This is a genomic window from Stenotrophomonas sp. PFBMAA-4, assembly GCF_030053215.1.
GTDB lineage: Bacteria > Pseudomonadota > Gammaproteobacteria > Xanthomonadales > Xanthomonadaceae > Stenotrophomonas.
Map to the genome: position 1 here is coordinate 67,198 of NZ_JASGBW010000005.1, position 22,686 is coordinate 89,883.

General features: G+C 61.6%; 21 protein-coding genes and 1 tRNA gene. 11 read left to right on the forward strand and 11 right to left on the reverse strand.

The annotated features are described in order from the left end of the window. The first annotated feature begins 91 nt into the window (after positions 1-91). Positions 92-2,845, forward strand: a complete 2,754-nt coding sequence (locus QMZ26_RS05255) for a UvrD-helicase domain-containing protein (protein WP_283220789.1) — start codon at positions 92-94, stop codon at positions 2,843-2,845. Positions 2,846-2,963: 118 nt separating this feature from the next. Here QMZ26_RS05255 and QMZ26_RS05260 read toward each other — a convergent pair whose 3' ends face one another. Then, entirely contained in the window at positions 2,964-3,323 is a 360-nt protein-coding gene (locus tag QMZ26_RS05260; RefSeq protein WP_283220790.1) for a hypothetical protein, read from the reverse strand. 29 nt (positions 3,324-3,352) lie between these two features. Next, the gene (locus tag QMZ26_RS05265) at positions 3,353-3,655 is read right to left on the reverse strand and encodes a DUF3892 domain-containing protein (protein WP_283220791.1); all 303 of its coding nucleotides are present in this window, start codon (positions 3,653-3,655) and stop codon (positions 3,353-3,355) included. A 364-nt stretch (positions 3,656-4,019) separates the two neighbouring features. On the opposite strand from QMZ26_RS05265, the gene QMZ26_RS05270 reads away from it, so the two are divergent. Then, entirely contained in the window at positions 4,020-5,192 is a 1,173-nt protein-coding gene (locus tag QMZ26_RS05270; RefSeq protein ID WP_164212578.1) for an integrase arm-type DNA-binding domain-containing protein, read from the forward strand. 34 nt (positions 5,193-5,226) lie between these two features. Here the strand turns inward: QMZ26_RS05270 and QMZ26_RS05275 are convergent, their stop codons facing one another. Together QMZ26_RS05275 and QMZ26_RS05280 are read right to left on the reverse strand one after the other, a co-directional pair. Beyond that, complete coding sequence (locus QMZ26_RS05275) at positions 5,227-6,060, reverse strand: hypothetical protein (protein WP_283220792.1); 834 nt, start codon at positions 6,058-6,060, stop codon at positions 5,227-5,229. Between the two features lie 167 nt (positions 6,061-6,227). Next, on the reverse strand, positions 6,228-6,491 hold the full coding sequence (locus QMZ26_RS05280) for a hypothetical protein (RefSeq protein WP_164212576.1): 264 nt from the start codon (positions 6,489-6,491) through the stop codon (positions 6,228-6,230). Between the two features lie 834 nt (positions 6,492-7,325). Between QMZ26_RS05280 and QMZ26_RS05285 the strand changes: the two genes are divergently transcribed. Further along, positions 7,326-7,643, forward strand: a complete 318-nt coding sequence (locus tag QMZ26_RS05285; RefSeq protein ID WP_283220793.1) for a helix-turn-helix transcriptional regulator — start codon at positions 7,326-7,328, stop codon at positions 7,641-7,643. A gap of 1,142 nt (positions 7,644-8,785) precedes the next feature. Here the strand turns inward: QMZ26_RS05285 and QMZ26_RS05290 are convergent. Beyond that, positions 8,786-9,346 carry a recombinase family protein gene (locus QMZ26_RS05290; protein WP_283220794.1) on the reverse strand — a complete coding sequence of 187 codons (561 nt, stop codon included), beginning with the start codon at positions 9,344-9,346 and terminating at the stop codon, positions 8,786-8,788. 171 nt (positions 9,347-9,517) lie between these two features. Here QMZ26_RS05290 and QMZ26_RS05295 point away from each other — a divergent pair, with 171 nt between their 5' ends. From QMZ26_RS05295 to QMZ26_RS05310, 4 genes are read left to right on the forward strand one after another with little or no spacing between them, the layout of a single operon-like run. Further along, a complete protein-coding gene (locus tag QMZ26_RS05295; RefSeq protein ID WP_283220795.1) occupies positions 9,518-9,895 on the forward strand; it encodes a TIR domain-containing protein in 378 nt (125 codons plus the stop codon). After that, entirely contained in the window at positions 9,896-10,846 is a 951-nt protein-coding gene (locus QMZ26_RS05300) for a caspase family protein (protein WP_283220796.1), read from the forward strand. Beyond that, entirely contained in the window at positions 10,843-11,310 is a 468-nt protein-coding gene (locus QMZ26_RS05305; RefSeq protein ID WP_283220797.1) for a hypothetical protein, read from the forward strand. The genes QMZ26_RS05300 and QMZ26_RS05305 overlap by 4 nt, the downstream gene beginning before the upstream one ends. Beyond that, positions 11,307-11,840, forward strand: coding sequence for a hypothetical protein (locus QMZ26_RS05310; RefSeq protein ID WP_283220798.1), 534 nt, complete (start codon positions 11,307-11,309; stop codon positions 11,838-11,840). The genes QMZ26_RS05305 and QMZ26_RS05310 overlap by 4 nt, the downstream gene beginning before the upstream one ends. A gap of 1,559 nt (positions 11,841-13,399) precedes the next feature. Here QMZ26_RS05310 and QMZ26_RS05315 read toward each other — a convergent pair. Next, positions 13,400-13,489, reverse strand: a tRNA-Ser gene (locus tag QMZ26_RS05315). A 102-nt stretch (positions 13,490-13,591) separates the two neighbouring features. Beyond that, complete coding sequence (locus QMZ26_RS05320; RefSeq protein WP_079222336.1) at positions 13,592-14,584, reverse strand: LysR family transcriptional regulator; 993 nt, start codon at positions 14,582-14,584, stop codon at positions 13,592-13,594. 125 nt (positions 14,585-14,709) lie between these two features. Here QMZ26_RS05320 and QMZ26_RS05325 point away from each other — a divergent pair, with 125 nt between their 5' ends. Both QMZ26_RS05325 and QMZ26_RS05330 read left to right on the forward strand, forming a co-directional pair. Next, positions 14,710-15,294 carry an NAD(P)H-dependent oxidoreductase gene (locus tag QMZ26_RS05325; RefSeq protein ID WP_079222337.1) on the forward strand — a complete coding sequence of 195 codons (585 nt, stop codon included), beginning with the start codon at positions 14,710-14,712 and terminating at the stop codon, positions 15,292-15,294. 245 nt (positions 15,295-15,539) lie between these two features. After that, positions 15,540-15,890: a ligand-binding protein SH3 gene (locus QMZ26_RS05330; RefSeq protein ID WP_283220799.1), complete on the forward strand. Its 351-nt coding sequence runs from the start codon at positions 15,540-15,542 to the stop codon at positions 15,888-15,890. A 184-nt stretch (positions 15,891-16,074) separates the two neighbouring features. Here the strand turns inward: QMZ26_RS05330 and serS are convergent, their stop codons facing one another. Further along, positions 16,075-17,355 (reverse strand): serine--tRNA ligase, encoded by a 1,281-nt coding sequence (serS, locus tag QMZ26_RS05335; RefSeq protein ID WP_283220800.1) that lies wholly within the window; start codon positions 17,353-17,355, stop codon positions 16,075-16,077. Positions 17,356-17,468: 113 nt separating this feature from the next. On the opposite strand from serS, the gene QMZ26_RS05340 reads away from it, so the two are divergent. Further along, positions 17,469-18,107 (forward strand): energy transducer TonB, encoded by a 639-nt coding sequence (locus QMZ26_RS05340; RefSeq protein ID WP_079222340.1) that lies wholly within the window; start codon positions 17,469-17,471, stop codon positions 18,105-18,107. 118 nt (positions 18,108-18,225) lie between these two features. Next, positions 18,226-18,789, forward strand: coding sequence for an energy transducer TonB (locus tag QMZ26_RS05345; RefSeq protein ID WP_200732451.1), 564 nt, complete (start codon positions 18,226-18,228; stop codon positions 18,787-18,789). Positions 18,790-18,975: 186 nt separating this feature from the next. On the opposite strand, the gene aroA is transcribed toward QMZ26_RS05345, so the two are convergent. The 3 genes from aroA to serC all read right to left on the reverse strand — a co-directional run bounded on the left by aroA (position 18,976) and on the right by serC (position 22,683). Continuing rightward, positions 18,976-20,283 carry a 3-phosphoshikimate 1-carboxyvinyltransferase gene (gene aroA, locus QMZ26_RS05350; RefSeq protein WP_283220801.1) on the reverse strand — a complete coding sequence of 436 codons (1,308 nt, stop codon included), beginning with the start codon at positions 20,281-20,283 and terminating at the stop codon, positions 18,976-18,978. 72 nt (positions 20,284-20,355) lie between these two features. After that, positions 20,356-21,546 (reverse strand): prephenate dehydratase, encoded by a 1,191-nt coding sequence (pheA, locus tag QMZ26_RS05355; RefSeq protein WP_283220802.1) that lies wholly within the window; start codon positions 21,544-21,546, stop codon positions 20,356-20,358. A gap of 51 nt (positions 21,547-21,597) precedes the next feature. Beyond that, entirely contained in the window at positions 21,598-22,683 is a 1,086-nt protein-coding gene (gene serC, locus QMZ26_RS05360) for a 3-phosphoserine/phosphohydroxythreonine transaminase (RefSeq protein ID WP_283220803.1), read from the reverse strand. Positions 22,684-22,686 lie beyond the last annotated feature (3 nt).

The following is a 22,686-nucleotide window of genomic DNA, read 5'->3' on the forward strand; positions in this document are numbered from 1 at the left end:
AAGCCCTGCGCGTGACACCAAGCCCCCTTATCATGGGGCTGTAAGGGCGCTTTACGCCCAGTGACGTACGCAAGGCAGTATCTGGATGTCTATGGAATGGCGCCCCTCGGGCTGGGGCCAGCGTGTGACCCGCTCGCCGGACTGGCGGCTGCGGCTGGATGGCGAACATGTCGAGCTGCTGATTGCGGGCCGGCAGTACTCGCAGCGCGTGGACGGCGACGAACGCGTGCGGGTTCTTCCTGGCCTGTTCTGGGCCCGAGTTGCGCTGAAGAGCGATGACGGCCAAACACTGTCAGTGGATGGTCTGCCGAACCGCCAGGCTTCGCAGCTCTCGGGGGCTGTCCAGCACGTGCTCTCTGCGCACACCACGCGCGGGCGCAAGGCGCTCTTTGAGGACATCCTGGAGCAGATCCAGTCATGGCTGGCTGACGCCGACGCTCTCACCGACCGCGGCAGCGCGGGCCGCCGCTGGATCACTCACGAGCAGCAGCAGGCCCTGCTGGCCGAGCGCCCCGCCCTGCCCCTGTCGCCGGCCGAGCTGGAGCGACTGTTCCTCGATGAGGACGTGCACGACGATCTGCAGGCGCACAGCCACCGCGTCGCGCTGGATGCCCTGCACGACTGGCAGCTGGATTGGCCCGCCGTGTGGGCAGACGCCAATGCGACCATGACAACGCGGGAACTGGTGCTGGCCAAGGACTTCCTGGACCGGGTGGAAAGCAGGCCACTGACCGAGGAACAGGCCCGTGCGGTCATCTGCTTCGACAACTGCGTGCAGGTCGTCGCCTCGGCCGGCTCCGGCAAGACCTCCACGATGGTCGCCAAGGCCGCTTATGCCATTGATCGCGGGTTCGTTGAGCCCGAGCGGATCGTCATGCTTGCCTTCAACAAGGATGCGGCCAAGGAGCTGGAGGAACGCGCGCAGCGCTCCTTCGACCGGCTCGGCATGGGCGACACCGTGGTCGAAGCACGCACCTTCCATGCGCTGGGCCTGGCCATCATCGGCAAGGCCACCGGCCGCAAGCCCGACATTCCCGAGTGGGCCATCGATGCCACGCTGGGCTTCAACAAGCTGGCCGAGCTGGTGGACGACCTGAAGGATCGCTCGATCCACTTCCGCACCCAATGGGACATGTTCCGGCTGGTGTTCGGGCGCGACCTTCCGCCGTTCGGTGCCGAGATGATGGCCGACGGCTACGACCGCGATGGCACGCCCTACATCCGCACCCTGCAGGGCGAGCGGGTAAAGAGCCTGGAAGAGTGCGTCATTGCCGATTGGCTGTTCTACAACGGCGTGGCGTACGACTACGAGCGCCGTTACGAATTTGATACCGCCACCGATACCCATCGCCAGTACCGACCGGACTTCTATTACCCGGACGCCGCGCTGTATCACGAGCACTTTGCGCTGGATGCCAATGGCCAGCCGCCGAAGCACTTCGACAACTACGCTGAAGGCATGCAATGGAAACGCCAGCAGCACGTGGCGCGCGGCACCGCGCTGGTCGAAACGACGTCGTTTGGCCTGCGCAGCGGGCATGCGCTGGAACATCTTGCCGGGAAACTCGGCGATTCCGATGTCCGGCTCGACCCGAACCCCGACCGTGAGCTGCCCAACGAGGGCGCCAAGCCGATGCCGGATGCGGACCTGATCGGCCTGATGCGGACCTTCATCGCCCACGCCAAGAGCAACTGCCTGACGCTGGACGATCTGGCCGCGCGCCTGCGGCAGATGCCCGAAGACCAGTTCAAGGAACGCCATCGGCGATTCCTGGAAATCGCCGCGCCGGTTTTCCAGGCCTGGGACAACGCGCTGGCCGACGAGCGCGGCATCGACTTCGAGGACATGCTCAACATGGCCGCCGGCATCCTGGAGCAAGGGCATTACCAATCGCCCTACGACCTGGTGATGGCCGACGAATTCCAGGACGCCTCGCGCGCCCGCGCCCGGCTTTGCCGTGCGCTGGTCAGCCAGCCGGGCCGTCACCTGTTTGCGGTGGGCGATGACTGGCAATCGATCAACCGCTTCGCCGGTGCCGATGTTTCGGTGATGACCGGATTCCGCGAATGGATGGGCCATGCCCAGGTGCTGAAGCTGGAGCAGACCTTCCGCTGCCCGCAGGAACTCTGCGATATCTCCAGCCGCTTCATCAGCCGCAATCCTGCACAGATTGCCAAGGCGGTGCGTTCTGCTGCGCCGGCGATGGGGCCGGTAGTGCAGGCCTTCCAGATGACGCGGCGTGAGGAAGTGCAGGACGGTGTTCGCCAGTACCTGGCCAAGCTGCACCAGCAGTTGGTTTCTGGAGCTGTACCACGGGGGCGCGATGGGCGCGTTCGCGTGTTCGTGCTGGGCCGCTACCGGGCGGATCGCAGTGCGCTGCCTGCGGACTGGAAGACATTGTTTGGCAGCACGATGGAGGTTGAGTTCCTGACGGCCCATCGCTCGAAGGGCCGCGAGGCGGACTACGTGATCCTGCCCGGCATGGTGAATCGTGGATTCCCGAGCCTGCGCGCGGATGATCCGGTGCTTTCATTGGCAATGCCGGATGGGGATACGTACCCGCTGAGCGAAGAGCGGCGGTTGTTCTATGTGGCGCTGACGCGTGCGCGGCGCAGCGTGGCGATGTTTACCTTGCAGGGCAAGCACTCGCCCTTCCTGGATGAGCTGGTGGAGGAAGGCGTTGTGGAGGTGACCGGGATTTCAGGCGCGGCCATCAATGAGGAGCGCTGCCCGGTGTGCAAGGTGGGTGTGTTTGTGGAGCGCAATGGGCCGCATGGGGCGTTCCGGTCTTGCTCCAGTTATCCGTTGTGCCATAACAAGCCGAAGGGTGGGCATCGACGGTAAGGTATGTATTCCGCCACCGGCAGCTGCGGAATATGCAACTGCTGCTGGTATGTATCCGAGAAGATCAAACACGAGCAATACAACATCCGTTGGAAAGCCGCCTGTGGGCGGCCTGCTTCTAGGTATAACCTCTCGCCGCTTGATAGGCTACGTCACAGGCGGCGTGAATCAGACGGGTATTCTGGGGCGTGTAGCCATCGACCGCCCGGGTGCGGTCCAGCACCGCCCCCCGCTCGGGCAGCGGCTCATTGCAGAGCGCACACAACCCCTCCTGCTCCGTCATTTTGAGCTGTTTCAAGCCCCGCCGAACCATCGGCTTGCTGCGCTCGTCGTAAGCGAGTTCTTTGTAGACCTTGCGGCGGTAGGCAAACAGCAGTTCCTTGTCGCCGCCGCTCAAGTCCACCAGCCTCGCCCGCACTTCATCAAGCAGGGCACGGGCGAGGTCGAGTTGCTCTGGAGTCAGTCGAGGATTGGCCATAGACGAAAGATAACCTGACTGCCTGCCGATCAAAACTCCGGCAGGTTTTCAAGATTGTCTCGGGCCTGGCCGTTGTCGACGGTCTTGAGGTACTCAACCCCGTTGACCTTGATGATGTAGACCGACTGCCCTTTCTGCCATTGCCCGTTAGCTCGCGGGATGGTGATAAATGTAACGCCGTCCTTGATCGCTCTGACGATGGTCGCTCGCTCGTGCTCGGCGGCGGGGCCGAAGCTATCGCCGTTGTCCTGATGAATGCGTAGCCGATCAATGTGCGTATGCGCTGCGTTGTACCGAACGGCTGATATGCCGTAGTCCGCCCACTTTGCCATGCCGCCCCCTGACGATGAATGTAGGATCGTTATAGTCGGGCGGTGTCGCACGGGCTGCGACTGGACAACAAAAAAGGCCACCACAGTGGGCGGCCTTCTGACCCATCCAGCCCAGTAGATCAGACTTGGCAGGTCTTTTGGCAGGACATTTTCGGGGCTGATTGACCGAAGCCTGCCTATTGAATAACTGGCGGAGAGAGTGTCATCCAAACCAGAATACAAATTTTTTCCAGCCAGTCCACACAACTCACTTAAAAACTTATAAATCAGACACTTGCAGTCCATGAAATACAAATAGAGTCTAGACCGTTCCCGCCCAGCCAGGCTACTATGTAGGGAACAAAGATGGGAACGAAACCAAGCAATGCTCACAGCGGTGGCAGTCAAAAACGCAGGCCCCGGCAGGCATAGTGACGGCGGCAACCTGTATCTGTACGTCAAGAAGGACAGTGGTCGTAAGACTTGGGTTTTCCGCTACCGAGACCGGCTCACGGGGAAGCTGAAGGACTTGGGACTAGGCTCGGTCAGAGATGTAAGCCTTGCGCAAGCGAGGCATCGCGCCCAGCAGCTCCGAGCCAAACTCGCGACAGGCATAGACCCCTTGCGCGCAAAAAGAGACGCACTGAAAGCGGCGCGGCGCGGCCTAGCAAGACAAATAACCTTTGGAGAGTGCGCACTGCACTGCATTGCGACACATGAGCACGAATGGCGGAACGCAAAGCACAAAGCGCAATGGACCTCGACCCTCAAAACACACTGCGCCTCGATTGAGGACATACCCGTTTCAGAAGTCAATGTGGACCATGTATACGAGGTACTGAAAAAAATCTGGCTCGATAAGACCGAGACCGCGACCAGAGTCAGGGCACGAATGGAACGAGTCCTTGATTGGGCGAAGGCCAACAATTATCGCGAGGGTGACAACCCTGCTGCGTGGCGCGGCAATCTTCGCAGCCTCCTCCCCTCCCCCGCGAGGGTAAAAAAGGTCGCGCACAGACCTGCATTAGGCTACACAGAAGTGCCAGCCCTGATGCGCGAGCTGGCGTCCAAGACTGACCTGTCCGCAGCCTGCCTGCGCCTCCAAATTCTTACAGCGACTCGTCCAGGCGAAGCTTCGGCCGCTCGATGGGAGGAGTTCAACTTGACCAATAGAACCTGGAAAATTCCAGGGTCACGCACAAAGACCGGAACGGAACACGCTATCCCCCTATCCGTCCAAGCCATTGCATTGCTGACCAGCCTTTCAACATCGGGGGGCGCTTTCCTGTTTCCTGGGAAGCCAGGTAAGTCCATCACAACTGCGGCCCCCTTGAAGCTCCTGAAGTCGCTAAGAGCGGGACAGACATGCCACGGCTTCCGAAGCTCCTTCAGAGATTGGGCTGCCGAGGTCACCCATCACAGTAGAGAAGCGGCAGAGCTATCGCTTGGACACGTCATCAAATCCAAGACCGAGGCAGCCTACTTCCGTTCTGATATGTTCAAAAAGCGAGTTCCACTCATGCAAGACTGGGCGGACTACTGCCACGCCAAGCCGTAGCGGCTAGGCCAAGACCAGCGCAGCCCTGGCCAAGCTACCGCTGCCGCGCAAAGCGACCATTTGCGTAAGTCCATACCACCCTCCCCGGAAGGCTTCTCAGTACCGGCCTTCCGTTGCTGCTATCCAAGTAGAAATTGGTCCCTTTGAACTGCTTGGCGCTCTCGGTGTATCCAGGCAGCACATCACTACTCGCATTGTGCCACCGGCCCCCTTCATACCGATAGACGCCCAGCTCATGCAAACCGGAGTTGCCTTCGTAGTACGTCACCAGCATGTTTGAGGCCCCTCGCGGCAACCACATCTGCGTGCTCGCATCAAGCTCAGCGTAGCCATTGCTGGCATCTATACGCGCGAAATCTGATGCCGACACACCCGCATAGCTTGGATGAGTTCCTAGTGCAGCGATGGCCTCGTGGATAGAGACGAATCCCTGCGAGGTGATGGGGCGGTCACAGTCAGTGCCGAGCGGGGATGTCACACGATTCACCCGTACCTGCATGAGGCGGGCCTCAATGCGCTCGTCATACATTTCATCTTCGGGAAGCAACCTTACATTGGCGAGCACAACGGTAGCTGTCCCTTTTGCTACATCCTTGCATCCCGGCCTCCGGGCGTTCGGCACGACCCCAAGGAGCTTGGCGCCCTCCGAAGGGTTTGACAGGCAAAGAGCACCGCCCAACTCCTGTAGCTGTGGATTCCGAGCTAAAGAAGCCGCGTCCAGCTGGAAGCAGACATTGAGTCCTTCGTCCGTCTCAATTCGGGATGCGTCGTGGAATTCCCACTGGCCGGTAACGGTGAGATAGCTTTGCGCCTGGGAGCAAAGCGGAACGAATGCGAGGGATGCCGCGATGACAAGCCGATTCAACATGTGCTCTTTCCTTAAAGTGTAATGTCCGAAGAGACGAGGGGTTTGGGTCTCTCAGAGCGCTACGCCGGAGGCAGGAAGGAGTCCCTGTCTGCGCGAACCCAAAGAAGGCCAAACTTGTTGTCTCTTCAGCCTGGTTGCTGTGTGGACTTTCTAATCTCTCCAGCCATCTACAGAGCAAGCACGGAAGTGATGTCCCGCGCGTTGGGGTCGGCGATCAACTCCTGCACCCTATTGAACGCCGGAATGCTGTCCTTTACGTCAACACATACAAGGCTTTCGACCCCCTTCTCGTAGAAGATGGTGGCAACGCGCTCCTCTCCCGGCATCAGGGTAACGCCCATCATTGCGTGCACGTTCTTGGGCCTGCCCACCATGCGCTTTTGACCGTCAAAGCCCGCACACTCCATGTTGGCCTCCCTGGGAGCGCTCATGTGATTGCGCATCACGCAGTTGAAGCTGACTGGTCCACGCCGTTCGCATGACACGGGTCTGACGAACCCGAATGAAACCATCTCACTCGGGCCAGTCATGGCCGTGAGCTGGTCACAGCCAGCAAAGACATGGGTAACTAGCACTACGCATAGAAGGCGGATGAAGCGCATGATTCTCCTTTGGCTCAGACGGATTTCTTAAGGGAAAAACAGGTCCGACTAGCGGCGCTGAAGGTCTACTTCGCAGTTCGGGCACGAATAGATGTCGCGGCATCCGGACATAGCCACTCCACTGACCAACGCGCCAACAACGAATGCAGTCAGCACTCCGATACCTCCGAACATTGCAAACGCGACGCACGCCGCGACGCTAGAGAGAAGAGTGCTTCCCCACCAGGTCGCATACCAGGGCTTGTAGCTAGCCTTGACGCCCATGAGACCGGCGTATCCGCATTCCAGGCAAGTCAATCCCGGCACGTGGCTACGGTGCTTCTTCAGGTTCTTCCGGACATGCTCTGGCAACGGAGGCGGGACAGAGACCGGGTTCAGATTTGGAGTCGTCATGTAGTTCTCTCATCTCCTTTTTCTATGGCTCGCACGGTAGGTGTCAGGCACTAACTCACTTGCACCTTGTGCGGCCGGAAATCCCACGGAATCCCCTGTCGCACAAGGCTCGCAGCCGCTTTCTTGCCTCAAGATGCGCGCGCAACAAACAATGGGTCATCAGCGCCAAGCTACAGATAATGTAGCATACGTAATGAGCCGGGAGAGCCATTCTGTAGAGCGCTACAGAACGGTCCCTCCCAGCATATGGCGCCCCCTAAGCCACGCAGCATGTTCACCAAGCGCCTCAAGGAGGCGCGCCTATCACTAGGCATTTCGCAGCGAGAGTTGGGCCGCCGCATTGGGCTATCGGAGGACGTTGTGTCTAGCAGGGTGACAAGGTATGAGCTGGGGACGTCGGAGCCGGATTTCGATACAGCTGCTCGACTAGCTAGAGAGCTAGGAGTTCCACTTGCCTACCTCCTCGCAGATAGTGATGCCCTAGCAGACGTCATCCTCTTAGTCAGCAGGCTGCCTTTGGCTGAGCAAAAGAAGTTAGTAGCGAGCCTTAGAGCCAGAGCATCTGGTGCGCCCAACGGTGGCGATTGATGCCTACCTTCAGTTCCATTCATCACTAACCCGATAGAACTAGGTGACACATTGCTTATCAGGGTGCCTCAAAACTTGTCTCTTCGGGAGGCTCTAAATTTCTGCACACGCCTATGGTCACTGGAGGCTTGCGAGGAAATCACGTTTGATTTCGGCCGAATGGGTAGAATCGAGCCATTCACAATGGCCCTGCTTGCTTCTGAATTGAAGCGATTTCGGACTTCCAGGCCCGAAACTCGCTTCCGCGCGGAGAATCATGCAGAGTCCACTTACGCAGCGCACATGGGATTTTTCCAAGCCTTTGGTCTAGAGCACGGGAATCGGCCAGGCGAAGCTCAAGGCAGTGGCAACTATCTACCCCTGACCTATTTGAATGTGGAAGAGATTAGGCAGCAAGCCGCCCAGAGCTACGAACCCGTTGGTGAGTTCCTTGACCGCGAGTCGGGACGACTGGCCCACGTTCTCACTAGGCTGCATGAAGGCCAGCTAGTTGATACGCTAACCTACTCATTGCGAGAAATACTCAGAAATGCGGTAGAGCACTCACAGTCAGAGAAGCTTGCCTACTGCGCGCAATACTGGCCGACACGGCATCGTGTTGAGATTGCGGTACTGGACACAGGCATGGGAGTGCGCGCCTCTCTCGCGGCAAATCCCTACATTGAGGTTGACTCCGACAGAACGGCTTTGCAGCTGTCACTGATGCCAAGTATATCGGGCAAGATGTATCGCGGGGTCCGTAGAAGACCGGGGGACCACTGGCAAAACTCGGGCTACGGCCTCTATATGACCAGTAGACTTTGCCGGAACGGAGGGAGCTTCTTCATTGCTAGCGGTCAATCCGGGGTTCTACTCACTCCCGGGCAAAAGACAGACTTTGCATGTAACCTACCCGGTACCGCACTTCGGCTGGTGATGGACACCAACCTAACCCTAAGCCTGCAGGACCGCCTGGGCCAGTTTAGGTCTGAAGGATACGCGGTCGCACAGCGGTTCTCCGGCGAGCACGCCATCTCTCCCTCATCAGCATCCACTATGCTGGCGAGAGACTTCGCGGGCGAATGAGTCCACGCATTGCCAATAGCGACGCTGCATGCTGCTCATGCCTTCATCCCCCAATGCCCCCAATGCCGGCACGGGATTCATCCAGTCGCAGCAAGGGCTCTGTATACGCTGCTTCTACTGATGGAAAAGCGGTCAGCTAATTGCTCAATGCTGAACCCTTCTTCGGCTCGAAGCCTACGGATGCGCTCCCCCTGCTCACTCGTGAGCGCCCTCTTGCGGCCAAACTGGACGCCCTTCTGCTGAGCGAGCGCGATGCCATCTCGCTGGCGCTCGGCGCGGATATCCGCCTCAAACTCTGCGAAGGCTCCTAGCAGGTTGAACATCAGTTTGCCTTCTGACGTGGTCGTATCCAGACCTTGGTCGAGCACCCGAAGACTGACACCCTTCCGCTTGAGTAGCTCGGCAATTTTGGCGAGGTCCAGCACTGACCGGGCCATGCGGTCCAAGCGACACACGACCAACGTGTCCCCGTCGCGGAGATACTCCAACGCCGCTTGTAGCTCCGGCCGATTCTCAGCTTGACGACCAGAACGCTTCTCCTGATAGACCCGGCTACACCCTGCCCTGTGCAGCTTATCTAGTTGAACGTCCAGCGATTGCCCCGCTGAACTCACGCGCGCGTAGCCGATGACCTGCATGAGCCGCCTCAAAACCTCTAGATGTTACGAGAATACCATTCTGGAATGGTTTTTTGTACAGAGACCGAGCCGTCTCAAGTTGTATAGAATTTGACTTGGAATTCGTTCAGTAAACATTTAATATCGAGTCGAACGTCTTCACGCGATGCTCTTTCAAAAGGAGTTGTAGCTATGAGCAAGAAAGTCGTTTTCGTCGCGTTCGCCATCGAAGATGAGCGGATGAGAGACTTCTTAAAGGGGCAGTCCCTTCTCACCAACTGCCCCTTCGAGTACATCGATATGTCGGTTAAGGAAGCCTATGACTCTGACTGGAAGAGCAAGGTAGAAACACGCATCCGTCGGTCAGACGGCGTCATCGCTTTGATTAGCCGCGACTCTCTGAACTCCTCAGGGCAACGGTGGGAGGTTGCGTGCGCAGGCAAGGAACGAAAGCCTGTTCTTGGCGTGTGGGCTTACACCAGCGACCGCACCAAACCCGATTTCATGGCGAACTATCCAATCGTTGAGTGGTCATGGGATAGCATCAAGAAGTTCATCGAAGGCCTTTGAATGCGCAGAGCATTGCTTGTCGGCATTGACGATTACGACAACTTTTCGTCGCTGCGAGGATGTGTCAACGACGTTATCGCGCTGCAACCTCTGTTCGAACGACATGAAGATGATTCTCCGAACTTTGAAGTAGTTCCGCTCACAAGTGCCAGCTCTAAGGTCACCAAGGCTTTACTGATGTCGAACATCGCGAGGCTTCTGGCCCCTGGAGCCGATGTTGCAGTGCTCTATTTCGCGGGCCACGGGCAGGCGGAAGCCAGCGATGTCACTATTTGCACAGCCGACGGGCTGCCAGGAGATGAAGGAGTAGCCTTCTCCAAAATTCTTTCTCAGGTGAGGGAATCGAAGGTTGGTGAAGTAATCATCATTCTCGACTGCTGCTTTTCCGGTGGTGCCGGGGGGACAGGTGTAATAGGAGGCGATTTGTCTCTTCTTCGACCAGGAGTTGCCATTCTTTCTGCAAGCAGAGCGGACCAACCGGCTGGAGAGAACAACGGTCAGGGCGTCTTCTCCTTCTACCTTGGCGGCGCACTAGATGGCGGGGCTTCGGATGTACTTGGCCACGTAACAGTTGCGAATGCCTATTCCTACCTAAGCGAGTCACTAGGAGCTTGGAGCCAGCGCCCCACCTTCAAGAGCAATCTTGAGAGGCTGAATGCTCTACGCAAATGCGAACCAGCTGTGCCTCTTCCACTGCTGAGGAGACTGCCGACTATCTTCCCTACCGAGAGCTACGAGCTGCCTCTTGACCCAAGCTACGAGCCAGATGCAGCACCGGACCACCCAGAACACGAGGAGGTCTTTTCGGTACTGCAAAAGTTTAGAGCTGCCAAGCTGTTGGAACCGGTTGGGAACGAACACATGTACTATGCGGCAATTCATAGCCTGAGTTGCCGCCTGACTCGCCTAGGCCGCCACTATTGGCGAATCGCCGCTAGGGGAGCTATATGAGAATTGGTTTCTCAGGACATCAAGACCTCCCGGAGGAAGCAGCAACACTGCTTCAACAACGGCTGCAGGACCTCTTCACCGAAACCAACGCACTAGTAGGGGTGTGTGCGCTCGCCGAAGGGGGCGACCAACTCTTCGCTCGTACTGTGCTTGAGTGCGACGGGCGACTTGAGGTTGTTGTTCCCTCACAAGGGTACGAGACCACATTTGAGGGAAAGAGCCGCTTGGAGTTCCAGCGCCTACTCAAGCTGGCTACAAAGACAAGGACACTGGAGTTCACTAGCCCAACAGAAGCAGCCTACATGGCTGCTGGAAAGTACATTGCGGAACATTGCGATGTACTTGTTGCGGCTTGGGACGGCAAGAGTGCTCGCGGTCTCGGCGGCACAGCCGACGTAGTGAAGTACGCAGAGCAAACTGGCATCAAAGTCATTGTCATATGGCCTGAAGGTGTGGAGCGATGACTGAGAGCGACGAAAGCGCCTGCGAACCCGTCAAGCACCCTCCCAATGAGTACAGACAGTGGCTAATTGCTGCCGAACAGAAGGCCCAGGACGACTTCGATAAGGCTGTTCTGTCGCTATCAGGCGGTGCACTTGGCATCTCCTTTGTTTTTGTAAAGGATATCGTTGGACCTGACGCGATAGTTGAGCCAGTTCTGCTTCTGCTCTCCTGGGTAGGCTGGGGCCTAAGTTCATTGGCAATCCTCTCATCCTACTTCTTTAGCCACCTTGCTCTTCGGCGAGCAATTCGTCAGTGCGATGACGGGTCCATCTACAGTAATACTCCGGGGGGCATCTTTGCCCGCATAACAGGGAACCTGAATGCTTTGGGCGCCGTTCTTTTTGTAGTCGGCGTCTGCTTCATGGCGTCTTTTATCTACGTAAATTTATCGTCACGAGAGAAACAGCATGTCCGACAAGAAGCCATCCACCCCACCAAACCGGCAACCAACTCCTCCGCCACACCGTCCACCATCAGGAAAGCCCAATGACGGAGGGCTGCGCACTCCTGGGAAGGGCTACATTCCACCGCCACCTCCGCGTCGCGGCTGAACATTTATCATTGAACAAACTCAAGCTTCAGCTTCAGGCTATAGCTTTAAAGTCTGTGGCCCTGAGGGACGGCGTGTGCTCATGTATTGGCATGCAGAGGGCTATAACTTGGACAATAGTTTAGTCAAGAGCTGGGGCGGCCAATCCCCAGCTCCGACGTCCTTAGCGATGTACAACGTTGAATTTGGCGCACCACAGGGAAGCAGTCTAGCCGCTAATCAAGTAGTCCGAATCTTGCGCGCAAATTTCCAAAGCACCGGTTGGTGGTCCACACAGCACTGCTTCAATGAGTAGTTGACGCGCTTCCTCATCGATTCCGGTGTGTGAAGAGACATGTACCAACGCTCACCGTCAGGGCAGTAGATTCTCGGGTCTCCACATACCGACCCTGCACCAAGCCAGCTTGTTCGAACCAATTCCTTGTGGTCCAAAGGATTTCCGGGAAGCTTGATACAGCAGTGGATATGAGTCCGCTCAGTTGGGTCATGCGGGGCGCCGCTGCACAACGGCCTCCCCGGATAACTCTCAACAACCGGGACCAAGGGCATCCTGTACGTGCATTTTTTCTTAAACAGGCTGCACCTGAGCGCATGCATGAAGCGGCCGAAGGACTTCTCAGCGTAGTCGTAGCTGACCGAGTCCTCAGACCTGAATGTCAAAGTGATGAAGGCATTGTAGTCGTCTTGCAAGAAATGGCTAGCTAGCGCCTTTTGCAATTTAGTTTGTCTCGCCTCGTATTCGTGGTCATCCATTGCGTTCCTCACGGAGCATTGCTTTTTTATGCTCTCGTGAGGTATTTGTATTGCTACTTTACATTTCGCAATTAGGAATTGAATGGCAAGACCAGGAGGAAATCCCGACCTGCGGCAAGTTCGCAATCAAAGCACCCATCGAGCTAACGAGAAACGACGCTCCCTGGCGGACAACCACAGCATTGAGACAGGGGAACTCCTCTATAGGGCGTCTCTAGAGGAAGCCGGCATGAGCCTCACTGCATACGCAGATTGGCTAAACGCCCATGGCTGGTTGACGCGAAGGGGCAAAAAATGGACAGCCACGCAAGTGAAGCGGGTATTCAAACGACTGCCGCTGGCAAAGCGCATGCGCAACGTCTAATTGAAGCTAGCCGCTCTGCGCTCGGTCAACGCGCTACGCCCTGCTATTGCTCTTCCGCCTCAGCACAGCGCCCAGGAACGACGCCCAATCTCTCTGGAAGCGCATGCACGCTAGCGACGTACACGAAGGTCCGATTACCCATCGGGAACGTCTCCAATAGGCCGTCACGTGCGTACTGGAATGCTCGCGTCCGCGAGATGCCATGAGCCTTGCAGACGTCGACCAAGGGGCCGTAGGCGACTTCGAACGTAGTTGACTTCGTCATACCACTCCCCTTCTTCGTTGCCCAATTGTAACCAGATGACCGCTTAGGGAACAAAGTAGGGAACGCCACGAGGCGCAAGAAAATAAGCCTGTAAGTTCAATGGCTTACCAGCCAACTTGGCGGAGAGAGTGGGATTCGAACCCACGGAAGGTTTAACCCTTCGCCGGTTTTCAAGACCGGTGCCTTAAACCGCTCGGCCATCTCTCCGTATCGGCCCAGCCTGTTGGCCGGGCACGCATTCTCGCACGGCTGGGCGATTTGCCCAAGACCGGCGTAACGCCGGGCACGGCCCGGCGCTACTGGCAACCCTCAGCCCGCATCCACCGCCAGCGCACCCAGCGCACTGGCCTTGATCTTCTCCTTGGCCTTCTCGCACGCGCCACCGCAATCCAGGCGCGAGGCCTCCAGCTGCGGCGGCAGGTGTTCGGCCAGGAAATCGATGAACACGCGCACCGCCGGCAGCAGGCCGCGGCGCGAGGCGAACACGGCGTGGCACACGCCCTGCGGCAGCGACCAGTCCGGCAGCACCACTTCCAGCTCGCCATTGCGCACGGCTTCGGCGCAGACGGTTTCCGGCAGCATGGTGATGCCGAAACCATCCTTCACCATGCTCTGCAGCAGCGGGAAATCGAAGCCGGCCACGCGCGGCTGCAGGTCCACCCGGCGCACTTCGCCTTCGGGGCCATGCAGTTCCCAGCGCTGGCGCGCCTCGTCTTCGCTGATGCTGAGGGTGACGTGCTGGGTCAGCTCTTCCGGGTCCTTCGGGCGGCCGGCGCGATCCAGGTACTTCGGGCTGGCCACCAGCAGTTCCTGCACCTGGCCGAAGCTGCGCATTACCAGGCTGCCATCGTCATCCAGGCGCGAACGCACGCGCAGGGCCACGTCGTAGCCTTCATTGATGATGTCCACGCGGCGGTTGCTGATGTTCAGCTGCAGGCGGACCTTCGGGTACTGCTCGAGGAACTTGGGCAGCAGCTTGGGCAGCTGCATCTGCGCCAGCGAGACGGGCACGCTGGCACGCACGACGCCACGCGGCTCGGCGCTGAGGCGGTCGACCACCTCGCGCGCGGCCTGGGCCTCGGCCAGCATGGTCTGTGCGTGGCGGTGCACGCTGGTGCCAACGTCGGTAACGGCGAAGCGGCGCGTGGAGCGCTGCAGCAGGCGCACGCCCAGATCGGTCTCAAGCTGGCTGATACGACGGCTCAGGCGCGATTTGGGGATGCCCAGGGCCCGCTCGGCGGCGGCGAAACCGCCGTGGTCGACGACCATGGCGAAGTAGTACAGGTCATTCAGGTCATGCATACCCGAGTTCCATATCTAGAACAATTCGTGGCATTGAACCACCTTTATCCCGCCCATGCAACAACCTATCGTTCTCTCCGTCGGCGGCAAACCCCGCCCCTCCTTCCAGAACATAGGTGACTGCCATGAAGCTTCTGCATCTCGACGCCAGCGTGCTTGGCGACAACTCCGTCTCCCGCCAGCTGACCGCCGCGGTGGTCGCTCAGTTCAAGAACCAGATCGACGGCCTGCAGGTCGATTATCGCGATCTTGACGCCAATCCGGTACCTCATCTGCGCAGCAGCTCGCTGGCCGGTGTGGATGCCGCCGAGGCGACCGATGCTGAACAGGTGATGCAGCAGTTCCTGGCCGCCGACATCCTGGTCATCGGCGCACCGATGTACAACTTCAGCATTCCGTCCACGCTGAAGGCCTGGATCGACCGCGTTGCCGTGGCCGGCCGCACCTTCAAGTACACCGAGAACGGCCCGGTGGGCCTGGCCGGCGGCAAGCGCGTGATCGTGGTCAGCGCCCGTGGCGGCATCTACACCGATTCGCCGGCTGACTTCCAGGAGCCCTTCCTGCGCCAGGTGTTCGCCTTCATGGGCATCGACAACGTCGAGTTCGTGCGTGCCGAGGGCATCGCCTACTCGCCGAAGCACCGCGAAGACGCCATTGCCGGCGCGCTGTCGGCCCTGCCGTCGCACGCTGCCGAAGAAGTGGCTGCGTAAGTACTGCGTTCCAGTGATCGGCGCCCTCCCCCCTCCTCGTCGGGGGCGCTGATTGCGGGCCGGGAGTCCCTCCCCCATCCTGGCCCACCCCGACGGCTCCGCTTTGCGGGGCCGTTTTTTTGTGTCTGACCTGAGCGGTGCGCCATCCACGCATGGCGTGGATCTACCGAAGCACACGCAGTAGATCCACGCCATGCGTGGATGCAGCGCCATGCATAGCACTCATCAGAACGTTAGGCTGAGTCATGAACTACATCGTGACGGCTGCGCATCGCAGCGAGTTTCCGCACCCGATCACCCTGCGCCGTGGACAGGCGCTGGTGGTGGGCGAGCGTTATGAAGGCCCCGAGGGCTGGGAAGACTGGTTTCTGTGCCAGGCCGAGGGGCAGGAACCGGGGTTCGTGCCTGCGCCGGTAATCGGGCGCGATGCGCAGGGTGACGCGTTTGCCACCGAGGACTATTGCGCGCGCGAGCTGGATGTCGAGCCGGGGCAGCGGCTGCGCGGGGTGCGCACGCTCAATGGTTGGGCGTGGTGCGTGCCGGAGACGGGCGAGCCCGGGTGGGTGCCGTTGGAGAAGGTGCGGGTTGTGGGGTGATCGCGAGGTTCATCCACGCATGGCGTGGATCTACTGCATCGGCGCTTAAATCCACGCCATGCATGGATGCGGGACCGCGCAATGCGCGACCAATTCAGTAGATCCACGCCATGCGTGGATGCGGGACCGCGCAATGCGCGGTTCCCCACCCAAAAACGCCGGGCATGGCCCGGCGCTACCGGGTTCAGCCGATGGTTTCGACGCCGCCCATGTACGGGCGCAGGACGTCCGGCACGGTGATGGTGCCGTCGGCGTTCTGGTAGTTCTCCATCACGGCGATCATCGCGCGGCCGACCGCTACGCCCGAGCCGTTCAGGGTGTGCACCAGTTCCGGCTTGCCGGTGGCCGGGTTGCGCCAGCGGGCCTGCATGCGGCGGGCCTGGAAATCACCGGTGTTGGAGCACGAGCTGATCTCGCGGTAGGTGTTCTGCGAGGGCAGCCAGACTTCCAGGTCGTAGGTCTTGATGGCCGAGAAGCCCATGTCACCGGTGCACAGCAGCACCTTGCGGTACGGCAGGCCCAGCTTTTCCAGCACGACTTCGGCGCAGCGGGTCATGCGGGTGTGCTCGGCGTCGCTCTCTTCCGGGCGGCAGACCGACACCAGCTCAACCTTCTCGAACTGGTGCTGGCGGATCATGCCGCGCACGTCGCGGCCACCGCTGCCGGCTTCGGCGCGGAAGCACATCGAATGGGCGGTCACGCGCAGCGGCAGGCGCTCGGCGTCGACGATCTCGTCGCGCACCAGGTTGGTCAGCGGCACTTCCGAGGTCGGGATCAGGTAGCGCGTGGAATCGCCCACGGCGGTCTTGAACAGGTCGTCCTCGAACTTCGGCAGCTGGCCGGTGCCACGCAGCGAATCGGCGTTGACCAGCAGCGGCACGTTGGTTTCTTCATAGCCGTGCTCACCGGCGTGCAGGTCCAGCATGAACTGGGCCAGGGCACGGTGCAGGCGCGCGATCTGGCCGCGCAGCACGGTGAAGCGCGAGCCCGACAGCTTGGCAGCGGTTTCCGCGTCCAGGCCGGCGTTGCGGGCGCCCAGCTCGACGTGGTCCAGCACCGGGAAATCGAAGGTGCGCGGGGTGCCCCAGCGCGCCTGTTCGACATTGTCGTTCTCATCGGCGCCCGCCGGCACGTCATCGGCCGGCAGGTTCGGAATGCCCGCGGCGATGGTGTCGATCTTTTCGCGCAGCTCGTCCAGCGCCACTTCCGAGGCCTTCAGCTCATCGGCGAACGCGGCCACTTCGGCCATGATGGCCGAAACGTCCTCGCCCTTGGCCTTGGCCTGGCCGATGGCCTTGGAACGGCTGTTGCGCAGGCTCTGCAGCTCCTGGGTCCGCACCTGGATGCGCTTGCGATCGGCCTCCAGGGACTCCAGGGCAGACACGTCGAGCTCGAAGCCGCGGCTGGTGCGCAGGCGTTCGGCGAGGTCGGCGGGCTGGTGGCGGAGCAGGGCTGGATCAAGCATGGCAGGTGTCGTGGTGGGTATCAGGGACGGGATTATCGCCTGTTATACGGATTTCTGCCGCCCGGTTCATTCCCGCCGTGGCAGAATCGGGGCATTCCCTGCTGGTCCGGTCCATGTCTGCACCCCGCTCATCGCCTGCCAAGTCGTTCACCGTGCATATCCCGCGCAACGCCCTGAAGATCGCCGGCATCGCCTTCGGCGTGGGCGTGCTGCTGTTCGTGGTGGTCTGGTTGACCGGCCGCGACAAGGAATTCTTCCGCGCCGATGATCCGGCCACGCAGACCCCGCAGGAAACCGCGCAGGTCGAGCCGCTGCCCGAGCCCCTGGCCGCGGCGGCCGGTTCCAGCGACATGCCCGATGCCAAGCCGGCGCCGGTGCAGGAGGAAGCGCCGAAGCTGGTGGAAACCGCCCCGCCCCCGCCGGCCAGCATTGAGCCGGCCCCGGCCGCACCGGGCAGCACCGCCCCGGCCACGGGCAACAGCCAGCCGATGCCCGTGGCAGGCCAGTCACCGCCGCCGGCCTACCCGTCCGGCGCCCTGCGTCGCGGCGAGTCCGGCAGCGTGGTGGTGCGGGTGGACGTCGATGCCACCGGCTACGCCAACAACATCACGGTGATCCAGCGCAGCGGTTCGCGTGACCTGGACCGCGCGGCCACCGACGCGGTGCGCCGCTGGCGCTTCACCCCCGCGCTGAGCAATGGCCAGCCGGTGCCGGGCTCCATTGAAGTGCCGTTTGACTTCAAGCCGCAGTAACTGAACGCATCCCGGCAGGCAACCTGAACCCTGCCGGTTGCGTTGACGCAACGCTGACACACCACTACACCGGCTCGGGCAAGACTCTGAGCGTCGTTACTGACGCGAGGAGTCTGCAATGAGTGCTACTGCCCATGAACACCTTCATTCCCCGCATCTGCAGCAGGACGTGAGCGAGCGCCCGCAGCGCACGTCGCCGTGGCTGTGGATGGCCCTCATCGTGGCGATGTTTGCTGCTGCGCTGATGTGGCTGCGTTTCTCGGGCCAGGAAGACGTGGCGCCGGCCCCCGTGGGCGAGCGCATGCTGCCGGCCAGCGAGACCCCTGTGGCCACGGCCCCGGCAGCCCGCAACGCGGCGCCGGCCAGCGAGCAGCGCAAGGCGGCCCCGGCCGTACGCAACCGTGAGGCGCGTCCGCTGGCCAGCAATGGCAAGCCGAGCTACCCGCCCACTGCGCTGCGCAATGGCGTGCAGGGCAGCGTGATTGCCAGCCTGGATGTGGATACCCGCGGCAACGTGACCAACGCGAGCATCGTGTCGCGTAGTGGCGAGCGCAGCCGTGACCTGGATCGTGCGGTGCTGAACACCGTGCAGGGCTGGAAGTTCCAGCCGGCTATGCAGGACGGCCGTGCGGTGGCGAGTGTGGTGCGCGTGCCGGTGGATTTCCGTACCGAGCAGCGTTGATCGCGAACGAGGGGTTCGTGATCGGGAGACGGAGGCTTCGGCCTCCGTCTTTTTTTGCCGGCCAGCGGCCGGCACTACCGGGATGCGTGCGCGCCTTCGTTTTCGCCGGGCATGGCCCGGCGCTACCGGGGCGCCGAATGGTAGCGCCGGGCCATGCCCGGCGAGCGCAGCGGCGTCGCGGCGATCTCAGGCCAGGTTGAAACCGGCGCTGCGGGCCAGGCCGTCGAAATCCGGGAAGGACGTGGCGACGTTGGCGATGTCGTTGATGCGTACTTCGCCGCCGCTGATCTGGCCGGCAATGGCAAACGCCATCGCAATGCGGTGGTCACCGTGGCTTTCGATGGTGCCGCTGCCCAGGGTGATGCCACCGTGCAGCGTGGCGCCGTCCTCGGTTTCATCCACCTGCATGCCCAGCGCGCGCAGACCGGTGGCCATGGCCGCCAGGCGGTCCGATTCCTTCACCCGCAGCTCGGCAGCGCCGGTCACCACGGTCTGGCCTTCGGCGGCGGCGGCGGCCACGAACAGGGCCGGGAATTCGTCGATCATGTCCGGCACAAGCGCTTCGGGAATGCGCGCGCCCTTCAGCGGGGCGTAGCGCACCACCAGGTCGGCCACCGGTTCACCGCCCTGCTCGGCCGGATTCTCTTCGTTGATGTCCGCGCCCATCAGGCGCAGCGCGTGCAGCAGGCCAGTGCGGCGCGGGTTGAGGCCGACCTGCTTCAGGCGCAGCTCGGACCCCGGGATGATGCTGGCGGCCACCAGGAAGAAGGCCGCGGAGGAGAAATCGGCCGGAACAACAATATCGGTCGCGCGCAGGCGCTGGCCGCCACGCAGGCGGGCCTTGCCCGGCGAGAACTCGATGTCCACGCCGAAGGCCGACAGCATGCGCTCGGTGTAGTCGCGGGTCGGGTGCGGTTCGAGCACGCTGGTTTCGCCCTGTGCGTACAGGCCGGCCAGCAGCACGGCCGACTTCACCTGCGCGCTGGCCACCGGCGAGGCGAAATCAATCCCCTGTAGCGACTGGCCGCCATGCACGTGCAGCGGCGGCGTGCCATCGCTTTCGGTGTCGATCTTCGCGCCCATCTGCGCGAGCGGGCCGGTGACGCGGCGCATCGGCCGGCCGGACAGCGATTCATCACCCACCAGGGTGCAGTCGAACGCCTGGCCTGCCAGCAGGCCGGCCAGCAGGCGCATGCCGGTGCCGGCGTTACCGCAGTCCAGCGGCGCGCTGGGGGCCTGCAGGCCGTCGATGCCGACGCCGTGGACGATGCGCTGCGACGCACTGGGGGTCTCGATGCGCACGCCGAGCTGGCTGAAGATGCGCGCGGTGGCACGGGTGTCTTCGCCTTCCAGGAAGCCCTCGATATGCGAGGTGCCATCGGCCAGCGCGGCAAACATCACCGAGCGGTGCGAGACCGACTTGTCGCCGGGGATGGTCAGGCTGCCCTGCAGCGGCTGGCCCTTGCGGGCAATCCAGTGTTGCGCGTTGCTCATCGTTCGATCATTCCGTAAACGCCGGCACGCCGGCGGTGCATCAAAGGGCGCGGCACGCGGCCGCAACGGCAATCAGGGCACGGCAACCGGGTAGGAACCCAGCACCTTGATCTGCGCCGAGTGCGCTTCCAGCTCGGCCAGCGCGGCCTGCATCGGTGCGTCGTCGATATGGCCGGCCAGGTCGATGAAGAAGCCGTATTCCCACTTGCCGTGGTGCGAGGGGCGCGACTCGATGCGGTTCATGCTGATGCCATGGCGGGCGAACGGGCTGAGCACATCGAACAGCGCGCCGGGCTTGTCATGGATGAACACCAGCACCGAAGTGCGGTCGTGGCCGGAGGTCGGGAAGATGTTGCGGCCCACCACCAGGAAACGGGTGGTGTTGTCGGCATCGTTCTGGATGGGCTTGGTGACGACCTTCTTCAGGCCGTACACGTGGCCGGCGCTTTCGCCACCAATGGCCGCAGCGTCGTCGGCATTGCGCGCACGGCGCGCGCCTTCGGCGTTGCTGGCCACCGGGATCTTCTCGGCCTTGGGCAGGTTGGCGCGCATCCACGCCGAGGTCTGCATGAACGACTGCGGGTGGCCGTAGACGCGCTCGATATCCTCCAGGCGGCCACTGCGCGACATCAGGTACTGCTGCACGCGAAGTTCCACTTCACCGCAGATCTTGAGGTTGGAGGTGAGGAACATGTCCAGGGTGATCTGGATGGTGCCCTGCCCCGAATTTTCCACCGGCACCACGCCGAAATCAGCGTTGCCCGCTTCCACTTCCTGGAACACTTCTTCGATGCTGGCCATCGGCAGGCCCAGCGCCGAGCGGCCGAAGTGCTTGAGCACGGCCTGCTGGCTGAAGGTGCCTTCCGGACCGAGGTAACCGATCTTCAGCGGTTCCTGCTGGGCCAGGCAGGCCGACATGATTTCACGGTAGACGTGCACCAGCACTTCATCGCTGAGCGGGCCTTCGTTGCGGTCCACCACCATGCGCAGCACCTGGGCTTCGCGCTCGGGGCGGTAGTAATCGACGGCGGCGGCAAGCTTGCCCTTGGCCTTGCCGACCTGGTGGGCGAACTGCGCACGCTCGGCGATCAGGCTCTGGATGTCACGGTCGATCTGGTCGATCTTGGAGCGCACGTCGGCCAGTGCCAGCGGCGCCTGGGTCGGCACCGGGGTGGTCCTGGGCGAGGCCTTGCCCTTGGGCGCGGCGGCGGCCTTGGCGGACTCGCCCTTCTTCGGCGACTTCTTGCTGGGTTTGCTTGCCATCGGAATTCCTTGTTGCGGGGCACGCACCCGACGGTGCGCGCCGTTCATTGCTCAGCCGTAGCGCTGCTGGAAATCGGCCATGAAGGCGACCAGCGCCTCGGCCCCGGCCAGCGGCATGGCGTTGTACAGCGAGGCACGGATGCCACCGACCACCTTGTGGCCCTTCAGCGCCAGCAGGCCGGCGGCCTTGGCTTCGGCCACGAAGCGGGCATCGAGATCGGCGCTGGGCAGGAAGAACGGGATGTTCATCCGCGAGCGCGCCGAGTGCGCCACTTCGTTGCGATAGAAGCCGCCGGAGGCATCGATGGCGCCGTACACCAGCGCGGCCTTGGCGGCATTGCGCTTGGCGAACTCGACCACGCCACCTTCGGCCAGCATCCACTTGAACACCAGGCCGGCCAGGTACCAGTTCCAGGTAGGCGGCGTATTGAGCATCGAATCGCGGGCGACGTGCGAGCGGTAATCGAAGATGTCCGCGCGGGCCTGGCCACTGCGCTCGAGCAGGTCCCGGCGGATGATCATCACCGCGATGCCGACCGGGCCCAGGTTCTTCTGCGCGCCGGCATAGATGACGCCATAGCGGCGCACATCCAGCGGCTCGCTGGCGATGGACGAGCTGAAATCGGCCACCAGCGGGACGTCGCCGGTGTCGGGCACATCACGGAACTCGACGCCGTGGATGGTCTCGTTGGCGGTGATGTGGACGTAGGCGGCATCGCTGGAAAGCTGCCAGCTGCTGCGCTCGGGCAGCGCGCGGTAGCCATTGGCTTCGCTGCTGGCGGCGATGTTGACGCCGACATAGGGGCTGGCCTGCTTGACCGCCGTCTTGCCCCAGTGGCCGCTGACCACATAGTCGGCACGCTGGCCGGCCTGGGCGAAGTTGAGCGGGATGAGCGCCTGCTGGGTGGTGGCGCCGCCGGGCAGGAACAGCACGGCGTAGTCATCGGGGATATCGAGCAGGCGGCGCAGGTCGGCCTCGGCCTCGGCCGCCACGGACATGAATTCCGGGCCGCGATGGCTCATTTCCACGATCGAGGCGCCGGCACCGTGCCAGTCCAGCATTTCCGCCTGCGCCTGGCGCAGGACCGATTCCGGCAAGGTTGCAGGGCCGGCACTGAAGTTGAACGCGCGCGTCATGTC